Below are 12,944 nucleotides of genomic sequence, written 5' to 3' on the forward strand. Positions count from 1 at the left end.
CTGAGCACCACCACGACACCATGAGCACCAGACCCCGTCAGGCCATCGCCTGGCGGGGTCGTTCATGTCGTCCACATAGACACCACGAACGCCGCCTACATGCCCATCTTCAGCGTCGCCCTACACCGGTTGGCAACCTTCCTCGTCGACTACCTGACGGGAAGAGGCAGCTCTGTGGACGATTCCGTGACCATGCTCGGGATCCGTTTCAGCAGCCACCGATAGCCGTCCGACGCGTTCTCGTCGATGCGGGCCCAGGCCCAGGCGTACCAGCGCGGCCCCTTGGCGCCCTGCCCGGCGCGGTAGTGGTGCCAGTGCCGGTCGGCCACCCGGGCAGCAGCCTCGGCCGCGCTCACCTGAACGCCCTCGAACTCGACGCGCCGGTTGCCCGCAATCGCCAGCACGTATCCCATCCGGTGCTCCTCCAGGGCAGCGCGCAGACGCGGGTCCTGGCCGTAGACCTCATCACCGGTCACCCAGGCCGCCTGCACGCCGGCCCTCAGGGCGGCCAGCACCATCGCGGTGGCCAGGGCGGGCTTGGTCGCGAAGCCGACATCGTCCGGGACACCGGCCGCCCGGCACCGCCCGCGGTCGGCCAACCAGGTGTGCTCGGGCAGGTAGAGTCGCCGATCCAGCAGCGCCCGCCCGGCCGGGGTGGCGTAGGCCAAAAACACGCCGACCTGGCAATTCTCGATCCGGCCCGCGGTGCCGCTGTATTGCCGGTGCACCCCGGCCGAGGCACTGCCCTTCTTGACGAACCCTGTCTCATCTACGATCAGCACGCCATCTGGGCCGAGGCGGTCGACGACGGCGGCCCGCACGTCATCGCGCACGGCGTCGGCGTCCCAGCGGGCGGTACGCAGCAACCGCTGCAACGCCTGCGGTCCGGCCAGCCCGGCGTGCTCGGCCAGGTTCCAGCAGTTCTTACGGTCGAGGTCGGTCAGCAGTCCGCGCACGTACGCGGTCGCGGCCCGGCGGGGCTCGACACGGCCGAACCGGCCGGCGATCCGGGCCATCAGCTCGTTGAAGATGACCATCCAGCCGTCAGGGTCTACGCTGTGGCTCGCGGCCACCGCACGATCTTTGGTTGTCTTCACAAACTCCGAATGATCTCGCGGTGGCCGTCGCCATGTGACCCCGATACCTCAAGATCGCGAAGTGTCACTGGAGTACTAGTCCCGGTCGAACTGCTCCCAGCGGCCAACAGCCTCAGCTCGCTGGTCCGCTACGCCGGGTCGATTTTGGGCCCCGTGCTCGCCGGCCTTCTGATCCCGCTCGTCGGGCTCGGCACCCTGTACCTGTTCGACGCGCTCGCGCTGCTGGCCGTCGTGTGGGCCGTCGCCAAGTTGCCCCGCTTGGAGCCACCCCGAGCATCTGGTGAGCAGGGGCCGGACCTTGGCGAGCATCAGGTCGAGGAATTGGTCGGGGTGGCGGAAGGAGGCGAAGTGGCTCGCGTCCTGGATGAGGGCGAAGTCCTTGACCGGGGCGGTGACGTCGTTGAAGAACCGCCGGACCGGCTCGGGCGGAGTGATCACATCGCGCTCGCCCTGGAAGATGAAGAACGGGATGGCGAACGTGGCGCCTTCGGCCCATTCGTCGATGGTCGCGGACTCGGGCGCGACGCGCTGGGAGAAGCTCATGGCCTTGGTGTAGGCGGGCAGCTCGCGTAGGGAGTGCAGGGGTGAGGACAGCAGGGAGCCGACCACCACGGTCTTGATGGTGTCGAAGGTGAGCGGGTCGGAGCCGACGGTGTGCTTGTTGTACTGTGACCAGTCCTCGACGCTCCAGGCCGACTTGTCCGGACCCATCGCGGTGACGGCGGCCAGTTCCTTGCGCTTGCCGGCCGTGCCGAGCCGGTCCAGCAGCGCGCGGTAGGCGGTGTGGTCGCGGCCGCCGGCGTTGATGTTCTGGTCGGTGCCGACGTAGGCGGAGTACAGCTCCGGGTGGTTGCGGGCCAGGCGCAGCCCGATGAAGGAGCCGAAGGAGCAGCCGAGCAGCACGACCTTGTCGACGCCGAGGCGGGCACGGATGTGCTGGGTGACCTCCAGGGCGTCGCGCTCGAGTCGCTGCAGGCTCAGGTCGCCCTGTCCGTCGGGGCCGCCGCGAGCGAAGGTCTTGCCGGCGCCGCGCATGTCCCACCGCACGACGGTGAAGTGCCGCTCCCAGGCGCGGGTGCGCGAGGCGAAGATCAGGTTGGTAGCGCCGGGGCCGCCGTGGAGTTCCAGGATCACCGGGTTGCGGTGGTCTTCGCCGCGGATGGAGATCCATTGGTCGATGCCGCCGATGCGGGCGAAGCCGGACTCCTCGATGCCGTACGGGCTGGTGATGCGCAGTCGTTTGGCGTGGGCGGTGCGCCTGAGCCGGCGGTAGCCGAGCAGGCCCGCGGCGGGGACGGCGATGACCGCGATGGCGGTTGCGGCGACGGCGATGCCGAGCATCTGTTACTCCTCTAAACTGTTTATGCTCTAAACAAGCGCGTTTACGCTATATACAGTTGTGAGAGGGTGTCAACCGACGTCCGCCAGTCACCTCACCAAGGGGAGCGACCATGGCCAGGGCAGCCAAGCCGCGCGAGAACAAAGACAAGAAGGCGCGCGATCTGCCGACGGGCATCGCGCTGCTGTGGGGCGAACAGGACCAACCCGCCCGTGGACCCAAGCCCAGACTCACCCCCCAGCGCATCGCCCAGGCCGCCGTGACCCTCGCCGACGCCGAAGGGCTGGAGACCGTCTCGATGAACAGGGTGGCCGCCGAATTCGGCGTCTCGGCCATGGCCCTGTACCGCTACGTGCCCGGCAAGACCGAACTTGTCGAGTTGATGGTCGAAGCCGTCCTCGCCGAACCTCCCGACCTGTCGGCCGCCGGCTCCGGCTGGCGAGCTCGGCTTTCCGCGTGGGCCCACCGCCAGTGGGCGGTCTACCGGGCCCACCCCTGGCTGCTGGCCGCCACCGCCATGCGCCGGCAGATCATGGGCCCCCACCAGCTCGCCTGGATGGACGCCGCCCTCGCCGCCCTGGAACCGACCGGCCTGACCGCCGACCAACGCCACCAGGTCTTCCTTCTGATCGCCGGTCAGGTACGCAACCTCGCCCAGCAACGAGCCGACTTCAACGAGGACCACAACCGCGAATGGGGCCGCCTGACCAGCGAACTACTCAACCGCCACAGCGATCGCTTCCCCGCCCTGACCAAGGCGATCGCCGACGGCGCATTCACCTCCACCGAGCTCGATCCACTCGACTTCGGTCTTGATCGCATCCTCGACGGCGTCCAGGTGCTCATCGACCGTGCCTAGCGAGCATCACCCCCCTACGATCGCTGACCTGCTGACGCAGCTGCGACGCAGGTCAACGACGGCATCCGTCGGCGGCCCGAGTCGACCGACAAGGACTCGCGCAGACCAACGTGATTTGGGCTCATCGGCGTGACTCTTGGTCCCTGTAGCGCCAAGATCCGGTCCGATCCTCCCCGGAGGCCAAGAAGAACGGGCAAGCTCAAGGGCAAGCAGCCCAAACTCCCCAAATCCGCCCGACGCTCTATCCGCCGCCGCTACGCCGAAGGCGAGGTCTCCCTCGCCGACCTGGCCACCGAGTACAGCGTCGGACGCTCCACCATCCACCGCATCATCAGCGGGCCGGACGACCCCAGGTAAAACGCAGGATCACCACCTACTCTGCCCCTCGCCGTAGCTATAGGAGTTCCGGGCCGTGATGGAGGTGCTCCAGCCGGTGGATCACGCGGTGGCCGTCGCCAGGCGACCCCCACACCTCAAGATCGCGAAGCGTCACTGGAGCCCGCAAGCAGTTCGGCCGCCACCGCGCGTTCCCGCAACTGCGCCGCCTCCGCCCGCGCCGCGTCCAGTTCGGCCCGCACATCCTCCAGCCGTACCCGCTCCAGCCGCAGCTCTCCCCGCAGCCGGTCGCGCTCCTTGACCGCCGCGTCAGCCCGCGACTTCTCCCGCGAGGACAGCTTGTGCTCCCGGGACAGCGCGGCCGCCGACTCCGCCTCGAATGTCGCCGTCTTCGCGGTCAGCCGCTCCACCTCACCGGCGGCCCGCGCCGCCTCCTGGAGCGCGACCGCCCGGTCCCGCTCGGCCGAGGCTGCGGCCCGCTCCGCCTTGACGGCCCGCTCCACGGCCCGATCACGCTCCTGCGCCGCCGCCTCCTCCCGGGCCCTGGCACCGACCGCCGCACGTTCGGCCTGTTCCCGAGCGTGCACGGCCGCCGCCGTCTCTTCCCGCGCGCGGTCCCGCTCCGTCCGTGCCTGGCCGGCGGCCTGCTCAGCGTGTACGGCCTGCGCCCGCGCCTCAGCGATCTGCCCTTCGGCCAGCTCCACCCGCTCCGCGAGCTCCCGCACGGCCTGGTTTCTGGCCTCTTCGGCCAGCTCCACCCGGTGAGCAGCCTCCTTGGCCTGCCGTTCGGCCAGCTCCGCGCGCCGCTGCGCCTCCTCGGCCGACTGCAGCGCCTGCCGCTCCGTGCTGGCCGCCTCCCGCAGGGCCGCCAGCGCCTGCTCGCGGGCCCGTTCGGCATCGGCCAGCGCGGTGTCGCGATCGTGCTCCGCCTCCTCCAGCCGTGACCGCATCTCGGCCGTCTGCCTGCGAGCGTGCTCGGTGGCCTCACGCGCCAGTCGTACCTGCTCGAACGCCTGCTCCCGTTCCGTGCGCGCGATCGCCACCCGCGTGTGCGCCTCCGCCTGCACGGCGCTCAGCTTCGCCTCGACCCCGGCAGGGCTCAGCTCGTCGGCCAGCGCCCGCGCCAGTGGCTCGATGGCCGACGCCAGCCCGCTCTCCATGCGGTCGTACAGCTGCTCGGCCCTGGCCAGCGCACCCTCGAGCCCCGGCGTGGCCCGCCGCAACTCCCGCTCGCGCTTGGCGGCGGCCTGGCAGTCCTTCTCCGGACAGTACGCCCGTGGCCGACCTCTCCCCCGCCGCTGCTCGATCGCCGCCCCGCAGTGCTTACACGGCGTCACCAGGTTGCTTTCTTGCGTCACTGCGGCAGTCTAGCATTTTTATTTTCCAGAAAATCTAAATCAGAAAATCCTCTCCCTTGCGTTGGGACGCGGTGTAGTCAACTTGCGAGAAGGCAGAATTCCCGCAAGTTGAGCGCGGCCGAGTCGACACGCAAACAGGGCGTCAGCTGGGACCCGCCACTTACGGGGTTGAGGAACCGGAGGACAGCCGTTATCGATGAGAACGATCTTGCTAGGAGGCCGAAGGGCAGAAGCGAGATACGGGTGGGATAGCTGCTGGTCAGTGTCCCGCTAGTGCCGCGTAGGCGGTGGAGCGGCCAATTTTGAGGGTGCGGGCAGCCTCGGTGATCGAGACACCGTCGTCGACCAGACGGCGTAGTGTGGCCAGCTCGGCCGGGCCGATGACGCGCGGCCGGCCGGACTTCTTCTTGCCGGGCAGCATGGCCCCGGTGGCCTCACGGCGCTTGGCGGCGGCGATCCCCTCGGCCTGGCGCTCGGCTCGCAGCTCCAGCTCGTATTCTGCGGCTGCGGCCAGGACCGCGAACATGAAACGGCCCTCCTTGGTGCTCAGATCGAAGTTCTCCGTCAGCGACACCACGGTGATGCCGCGGTCGCGGAGCTCGTTGACCGTGGTCAGCACGTGTCCCGCCGAGCGGCCCCACCGGTCGGACTTCCAGAACTTCAGGGTGTCGCCCGCCTGCGGCAGCGTTAGGAGCGTCTCCCACTCCGGTCGCGCGACCCCGCGCTTGGGGCTGTGGCGAACAGGGCGGGTGTTGCCAGTCATCCATGCGCTATAAATGTAGCGATACAGATGTAGCGAACAGAGGAGTGTTATGTACGACGTCGTCATCGTGGGAGCCGGTCCCACCGGGCTGATGGCCGCCTGCGAGCTCGCACTGGCGGGCGTTCCATGCACGATCGTGGACAAGCGCGGCAGCGAGTCCAACGTCACGCGGGCTTTCGGTCTGCACGCCCGAGCCCTGGAGCTGCTCGACGCCCGAGGCATGGGCGACGAACTGGTCGCGGGAGGCAACCCGCTCAAGACGGTGTATCCCGCCTACGCCTCACGGGTCGACTTCGGGCGGCTCGACACGCGGTACCCGATGCTGCTGCTCGTGCCCCAGAACGGCACCGAGAAGCTCCTTCAACAGCGCGCCGCCGAACTCGGCGTACAGATTCGCCGCAACGCCCATGTGGTCGACCTGAGCCAGGACGCCGAATCCGTCCGGCTGAGACTTGAGGACGGAGGCGAGCTGGAGGCCAGGTACGTCATCGGCGCCGACGGCGCCCACAGCACTGTCCGGGACCTGGTCGACGTGGGCTTCGCCGGCGCGGCCTACAGCCTTCCCATGCTGCTGGCCGATGTCCGCATTCCCACCTCCGAGCCGCCGCCCATCACCCAGGTCGGCACGCAGGGCGTGGTGGTGACCCTCCCGTTCGGCGACGGCTGGTTCCGAGTCGGCGCATGGCTGCGCAAAGAGCAGAAGAACGCAGACTTCGCCCAGATCCGCGAGGCCTTCTGCCAAATCGCCGGCAGCGACTATGACATGAGCGAGCCGCGCTGGTTCTCCCGCTTCACCGCCGAACGCCGCCAGGCCCGCAGTTACCGATCGGGGCGGGTGTTCTTGGTCGGGGACGCCGCCCATGTGAACTCGCCCATCGGCGGCCAGGGCATGAACACCGGCATCCAGGACGCCATCAACCTGGGCTGGAAGCTCGCCGCCACTCTGCACGGCTGGGCCCCGGCCTGGCTGCTCGACACCTACCACGCCGAACGGCACCCCGTCGGCGCCGCCGTCCTGGCCATGACCGACCACCTCACCGGGCTGGTGCTCAGCGGTTCACGAGCGCGCCTGGAGATCAACCGGCGCATCATGGCGACCCTGCTCCACACCGCTCCCGGCCGCCGCCGCATCCTCGGCAGGCTGTCCGGCCTGGAGTTCGCCTACCCGCCCGGCGAGCCGGACGCCCACCCGCTGGCCGGGCGCCGCGCGGCCGACGGCCCGACGGATGCGGGCCGTCTGTATGCGGTGCTGCGCGCCGGCACCTTCGTCCTGCTCTCCGACAAGGGCGTGCCGACCCCCTGGCGCAATCGCGTACGGCACGCCAGCCCTCTTGGCAGCACCAGGCCCGAGGCGACGCTGATCCGCCCGGACGGCTACGTGGCCTGGGCCGGGGATCACACCGGTATCGAAGCGGCTCTGGTGAAATGGTGTGGCCCGGCCGACCACACCAGCAGGGAGGGAAATCGTGCCACCGCCTAACCCGCAGCGCCGCGACCACCTGGCAGACGCGGCCATCACGGTGCTGGCCGAGCAGGGGTCACGCGGGCTGACTCACAGAGCCGTCGACACCGCCGCAGCCGTACCGGCCGGCACCACCTCGCGTTACTTCCGCACCCGCGACGCGCTGCTCAACGGGGTCATCGAGCGGATCACCCATCGGCTCGGCGAACGCGTGGGCGCCTACACCGTCCGGCCGATCTCGCCAGCCGATCTGGAGGAAGCGCTGGTCGCCGTCCTGACGACGATGCTGACCGACGACCAGCACGATCCGCTGGCCCTGTTCGAGCTGCACCTGGAGAGCACCAGAAACCCCCGTCTGCGGCACATGCTGACCGACGCCTTGCACGGCCGAAGCGATCTCATCATCCGCCAATGCCGCGCTGCCGGAATCGACATCAGCCAGGACGACGCCATGCTCCTGGAGATGAGCGTGCTGGGCATTCTCTTCACCGCACTCACCACCGGCATGCCCGAGTCCCCTAGCGAGCTGATCCGCACTGCCGTACGGGCTCTCCTGGCCCACCACCAAACGCCGATGGCGACATAGTCCGCTTGGGGGTGCTCGCACGAACCCGATCTTCCAGTCGGGCACCCACGTTTGCGCCGAGATCACTGCAGGGGTCAGACCCCGTCCTCGTCCACGACGGCAGAAGACGCGTCCTGGGGCGGCGCTGACGCCTGCAGCGGCCGCAGCGGCCGCAGCCCCTTGTCGGGGGTTGAGGAAGCGATCGCGTAGCGGCCCAGGCAGTTGAGGTGGGCGTGGCCCAGCGGGCTGAGCCGGGCCACGTCCTCGTCCTTGACCGGCACGCCCTGGGCACGCAACTGGTCCACGATCGCCGACAGATACGTCGAATTCCACAAAACCACGGCATTGAGAACCAGCCCTAACGCCGCTAACTGATCTTCCTGCCCCTCCCGATAGGCCTGCCGGATCTTCCCGGCGTTGCCGTGGCAGATCTTGCGCGCCAGGCGGTGCCGGGACTCCTGGACCGACAGCTGCTTGCCTAGGCTGCGGCGGTAGCTGGAATCGATCGGGTCCAGCATGCTGAGCAGGTGCATCGTCTTGTCGATGCGGCCGTACTCGGCGAACGCCTGCCCCAGCGGGGTCTCGTGGCCCTGGCGGGCGAACATGCGCAGCAGGTCGTAGGCGCGCACCTGGTTGGTCACCAGCGACCCGGCGACCCGGAGCATGTCCGGCCACTGCGTGAGCACCTTCTTGGTGTTCACCTTATTCCGGGCGATCGCCTCCAGCACCCCGTACTGGCCGGTGCTGCCGTCGGGCAGGTCGGCGCGCCAGAACCGCTGGTCGCCCAGGTCGGCGAAGCGGGGCGCGAACCGGTAGCCGAGCATGGAGAAGATCCCGAACACCATGTCGCTGTCGCTGGCCTGGTCCGTCGTGACCACCTCGGGTTTCGGCCCGGCGTCCAGGTTGATCAGGCAGTCCAGGATGTAGAGGGAATCGCGGGGCGTGCCCTGCACCACCATCTGCCCGATCCCCGCCACTTGATCATTGACTGCGTTAAGCCAGGTAATACCACGTTTGTAGCCGTAGTACTTGGGTGAGGGCCCGGCGTTGATCGTTTTGACCGGGACGACGAACCGCAGCCCGTCCACCGAGGCCAGCAGCCCGCCGCCCCACGCTGCGACGACCGGTACTCGGCCCTGGTGCTCGATCAGGATCGCGTTGGCTGCGGCGTGCGTCTCGCCGCGCACATAGTTCTGGTCCACGTGCGAGAGCCGGCCCCGGGTCAGCGCCTCATCCCCGGCCTTGATCACGGGCGTCAGCCCGACGTTGCATGCCTCGCTGATCAGCAGCGCCACCAGCGATCTCGGCAGGTCGTTCATGCGGGTGGAGATGTCGGCCAGGTGCACGTAGGCGTCCAGGAACCCGGTCCAGGCATGCACCTCCAGCAGCAGCTCAGGCAGGTCGATGCGGGGCAGCATCGCCTGGCAGGCGGCCGGCAGCCACGCCAGCGACTCGCTCTCGCCCAGTGCGCCGAGCTTCTCCACCGACAGCCGGGCCCGCCCGCCCCCGGTCGGGATCACCACCGAGACCAGCGCGTCCTCGCCCGCCTCCTCCAGCCGGGCGGCCATCTGCCGCCAGGCCGCGTCCAACGCCAAGACCTTGTCGTTCAGGTGCTGCTCGACCGGGTCGGTGAGGGACAGGGAGGCCAGCACGTCCTCGGCGATCGCCGCCCACTGCGCCCCGGCTAGCAGGTGGGCGCGCGGGTCGGCCCAGCGCAGCGACGGCGAGGCGAACACGTCCCGGACCGTCAGGGCGCGCATCAGGTGCTCCAGCACGCACACCACGTACGCGTCACGATCCACCGCCCCCTGCGGCAGGTCCGAGTTGGCATACACCGCCCGCTTCCACGACGCGGTCACCAGCGCGGCGTCGATTTCCCTAGGCAGCAGCGGCTTCTTGCTCACCTGCCGTCGCGACAACTCCGGCAGCCGGCGCACCGCGGCCAGCACCCACCGCCCGCCCGGCGCCGCCGACAACGCCTTCGACTCGCCCAACAGCCTCAGGAATGGGCGCACGGTGTGGTACTTCTCCACCAGTGCGGCCCGCATCGCCGCCTCGGCCGCGCCGTCCTCCTCGGGGACCAGGTCCTCCACCACGTCCAGCGCCGCACGGACCTGCTCCTTGCTGGTGCCGGCGATCTCGGCCACTGCGGTCCACATCGCTGCCACATCGAGGTCTGCGCTCTCCTGGTCGACCAGTCGAGTTGGTCGACCAGGACGCGGCCAGCCTTGGCCACCAGCTTGGAGGCCCGCTCCAGCCGGGGCAGCATCCGCAGGCGCTCGTCGGCGGACTTGCGTCGGGCCGGGCTGATCAACCTGGTGGCCATCAGCAGCGCGAACAGATCGAGGGCGTCGTCGATCGCCTCGGCCTCCAGGCTCCGGGTGACCGCCAGCAGCGTCGCCGTCCGGCGCGGCTCGACCAACCGGTCCAGCGCCGGCGCCTTGCTGCCTGCCCCGTACTTGGCCAGACTTTTCATCCGCCGCACCGGCACCTTGGACACGTTCACCCGGCCCAGCCCGAAGCCAGCCAGATTGTCCACCCGCTGCAGCGCCCGCACCATCTCCATCCCTGACGTGCGCTTGGGCGCCTTCCGCAGCTTCTCCAACTCCGAGACACGCGAGCCCTCCGGCACCACCAGCAGACCCGACAACGCCCCCGGCAGCTCCGGATCGGCACGGCGCACCTGCTTGGCCACCACCGCGTACATGCGCGTATCGGCCCGTTCCCGCACGCTACCCACCAGCCGCTCCAGCACGGTCACCCCGGGCAGCAGCACCCGATGCCGCCGCAGCCACGCCACCGACTGCTCGAACAACGCCACCGGACCCTCGGCGTGCGTCCACGCCCGGCCGTGCAAGAAGGTCCGGAACCGGCGCGTCAACTGCCGCCCGCTCCAGCTGTCGATGTCGTCGAACGGTGGCGGTGCCGTACCGCGTCGTCTAGGTCGAGGTGGCCTGGTCAGGGATATGCCAGGTGGCCGGGTCGGCGAAGCGGAACTCGCCGCCGTGCTTGGGTGGGCGGCCACCTGCGGGGTTGGCCAGGCAATGCTCACGGCGCGAAGGCGCCGGACGGCGCAGCACCCGATCGGAGCAGAGCCTGCCGAGCACCTCCACCGGCAGATCGGCCAGCAGGAAGGCCAGGCGGGGCAGGTCGTAGCCGGCGTCGAACACCAGCAGGATGTCCTCATCGCCCAGCTGCCACTGGCGGGCCTCGATCAGCCGGATGACCAGGTCCCGGATCTGAGCGGCGGTCACCGCCGCCACATCGGCCTCGGCCTCCAGCCGGACGGCGTCCAGCACCGCGGTCCAGGAGGTCCGCCCCGTCTCCAGCGCGGCGATGATCGAGTACGGCCAGCCCGGGATCATCAGATGCTGATCTTTGCTGCGGCCGTAGGTATGGCAGAACGAACGGCCTGGGCTGGTGGACGCGTCCGGCCGCAGCCACGGGGAGACATCCACCGCCAGGACCAAGCGCTCGCCCGCAGCTCTGGGCAGCGGCAGGCCCGCCAGCGCGCGCCGGAACCTGCCGATCTCGACCCGCCCCCGGTTCAGCCCGTCATACAGGGCGCCGTGCCCGCGCCGATGCTCGGCCACCAGCGTCAAATCCACCAGCGACCGCACCGGCCCATCCGCGCATAACACCGCCTCGACCAGCTCAAACAGCTCATCGGAGCGGGCTGACAGGCACTGATAGAACTCCCGGCGAAAGCCTGCCAGCCCCGTCGCCGCCGGATGAGATTCCCCTTGCGGGACGGATGGTGGGACGCCTGCTGACGCGCGTGCCAGGATGGATGCCACGGCCACCACCTCTCCTTGCTTCGTGTCGATACGAGCGAAGATGAGACGGTGGCCGCCACACGTCACGGCGACACGCCGTAGCTCCCAGGACACAATCCGCTATGCGCGAATACATCACCATTGGCCATGACTACGGCATACGCCCAAGATTTTGGTTTAAGAACAAGCTAAGAGCTCAGTAGCACCGTGTCCCAGTTGACTTGATACATTCCGGATCCGCCGATGGTTCTCGCCATCCCGGTGCTCTACGCTCGATCCACACCGTACGTACATCGGAGAGCGCCCATGGACCCCATCGCACCCGAACTGCTCATGGCCCTCGCGGGGGGCACCGCCGGCGCGGCGGGGCAGCAGATCTGGACATCGCTTCGCGAACTGGTCACGCGCAGGCGGTCAGGCGGGGCACCGCAGGGTGAGGGGGAGCTGACGGCTCTCGCCCAGGCAGCCGACAGCGACGAGCGGGCCATAGAGCTGGCGGAGGTGCTGAGGCTGCGTGCCGAGGACGACTCCGACTTCGCCAGAGCGCTCCAGGCCTGGCGCACGGAGGCCGAGAAACTGCACTTCACATCGACCGGCTCGGGCGACGTGCGGAACGAGATCTCAGGCGGGACGGTCCACGGCAATGTCGTCCAGGCGCGGGACATCCACGGTTCGATCCACTTCGGGAGCTAGATCCAAGGCCGTTCAATTTGCGGTTGGGTCATGTTGTCAAGGGCCTGCTGGCGCGAGGATTGCGATGCTGGTGGTGGCCTTGTAGCTGGTGCGGTCGATGCGGGGGCCTCTTGCTTGGTACTTGGAGATGGCGCGTTTGACGATGCGGGGGCTGACTCGTAGCCGTCGCTGAGGTAGCAGGCTGGTAAGGACGTGCTGCCCGATTGTGCCGACCAGATCGATGACGGTGCCCGTGATGACGCCTGCGGCCAGGTTGATCTGGTTGCGGGAGGCTTGCCAGGCGATGCTGAAGCTGCCTCTATTCCAGCACGTCGTCCGAGGGTACGCGCCGGGCCGAGGCCGCCTTACCAGTGCCGGCCGGCCCGCCGGCTCGCCGGCGCCCTGAGCCTGCGCAGCACGCACCCATATTGGTAGCGTCTCGCGGCTGATCCCTCGATCCTTCGCGATCGATGTGATCCTCCTGTCCGGGCTGGACAGCACCAACGCCACTGCGTCGGGCTTGAACTCGGGCGGGTAGTTCTTCATCACCATCAGTGACATCTCCTCCCCTGAATTTCAAGATCCAGTCTCCAAGGCCCGGGTTCGACGTAATTCGGGGCTCCTAGAGGGCACTGTGGCCTGAACGTGCAGGTCAGCAGCTGAGGGCGGACCTCCCGGGCCGAAACTGCCTAGAGACGCGATTTTGATGATTCGCCT

Annotated in this window: 10 protein-coding genes and 1 pseudogene; 4 read left to right on the top strand and 7 right to left on the bottom strand. The window is 68.8% G+C overall.

The genetic code is table 11. The features are described 5' to 3' along the window. Positions 1 to 149 precede the first annotated feature (149 nt). Positions 150 to 1,037, bottom strand: a complete 888-nt coding sequence (locus tag ABGB01_RS45160) for an IS701 family transposase (protein ID WP_347780463.1) — start codon at positions 1,035 to 1,037, stop codon at positions 150 to 152. Between the two features lie 135 nt (positions 1,038 to 1,172). Continuing rightward, complete coding sequence (locus tag ABGB01_RS45165) at positions 1,173 to 2,438, bottom strand: alpha/beta hydrolase (RefSeq protein ID WP_347780450.1); 1,266 nt, start codon at positions 2,436 to 2,438, stop codon at positions 1,173 to 1,175. A 110-nt stretch (positions 2,439 to 2,548) separates the two neighbouring features. Between ABGB01_RS45165 and ABGB01_RS45170 the strand changes: the two genes are divergently transcribed. Next, a complete protein-coding gene (locus tag ABGB01_RS45170; protein WP_347780451.1) occupies positions 2,549 to 3,295 on the top strand; it encodes a TetR/AcrR family transcriptional regulator in 747 nt (248 codons plus the stop codon). A gap of 473 nt (positions 3,296 to 3,768) precedes the next feature. Here the strand turns inward: ABGB01_RS45170 and ABGB01_RS45175 are convergent, their stop codons facing one another. Both ABGB01_RS45175 and ABGB01_RS45180 read right to left on the bottom strand, forming a co-directional pair. Next, a complete protein-coding gene (locus ABGB01_RS45175) occupies positions 3,769 to 4,989 on the bottom strand; it encodes a hypothetical protein (protein ID WP_347780452.1) in 1,221 nt (406 codons plus the stop codon). 259 nt (positions 4,990 to 5,248) lie between these two features. Continuing rightward, positions 5,249 to 5,752, bottom strand: coding sequence for a recombinase family protein (locus ABGB01_RS45180; protein ID WP_347780453.1), 504 nt, complete (start codon positions 5,750 to 5,752; stop codon positions 5,249 to 5,251). 49 nt (positions 5,753 to 5,801) lie between these two features. Here ABGB01_RS45180 and ABGB01_RS45185 point away from each other — a divergent pair, with 49 nt between their 5' ends. Together ABGB01_RS45185 and ABGB01_RS45190 are read left to right on the top strand one after the other, a co-directional pair. Further along, on the top strand, positions 5,802 to 7,232 hold the full coding sequence (locus ABGB01_RS45185; protein WP_347780455.1) for an FAD-dependent monooxygenase: 1,431 nt from the start codon (positions 5,802 to 5,804) through the stop codon (positions 7,230 to 7,232). After that, entirely contained in the window at positions 7,219 to 7,800 is a 582-nt protein-coding gene (locus ABGB01_RS45190) for a TetR family transcriptional regulator (protein ID WP_347780457.1), read from the top strand. Before ABGB01_RS45185 ends, ABGB01_RS45190 begins: the two co-directional genes overlap by 14 nt. Before the next feature lie 74 nt (positions 7,801 to 7,874). Here ABGB01_RS45190 and ABGB01_RS45195 read toward each other — a convergent pair. After that, positions 7,875 to 10,697 (bottom strand): annotated as a pseudogene (locus ABGB01_RS45195) (Tn3 family transposase); the annotation flags it as partial. Positions 10,698 to 10,718: 21 nt separating this feature from the next. Then, complete coding sequence (locus ABGB01_RS45200; protein ID WP_347780458.1) at positions 10,719 to 11,576, bottom strand: transposase; 858 nt, start codon at positions 11,574 to 11,576, stop codon at positions 10,719 to 10,721. A gap of 285 nt (positions 11,577 to 11,861) precedes the next feature. Here ABGB01_RS45200 and ABGB01_RS45205 point away from each other — a divergent pair, with 285 nt between their 5' ends. Further along, the gene (locus ABGB01_RS45205) at positions 11,862 to 12,248 is read left to right on the top strand and encodes a hypothetical protein (RefSeq protein WP_347780460.1); all 387 of its coding nucleotides are present in this window, start codon (positions 11,862 to 11,864) and stop codon (positions 12,246 to 12,248) included. A 36-nt stretch (positions 12,249 to 12,284) separates the two neighbouring features. On the opposite strand, the gene ABGB01_RS45210 is transcribed toward ABGB01_RS45205, so the two are convergent. Next, the gene (locus ABGB01_RS45210; protein WP_347780461.1) at positions 12,285 to 12,779 is read right to left on the bottom strand and encodes a transposase; all 495 of its coding nucleotides are present in this window, start codon (positions 12,777 to 12,779) and stop codon (positions 12,285 to 12,287) included. Positions 12,780 to 12,944: the final 165 nt, after the last annotated feature.

Origin of the sequence: Nonomuraea sp. B5E05, from assembly GCF_039880665.1 — a bacterium.
Taxonomy (GTDB): domain Bacteria; phylum Actinomycetota; class Actinomycetes; order Streptosporangiales; family Streptosporangiaceae; genus Nonomuraea.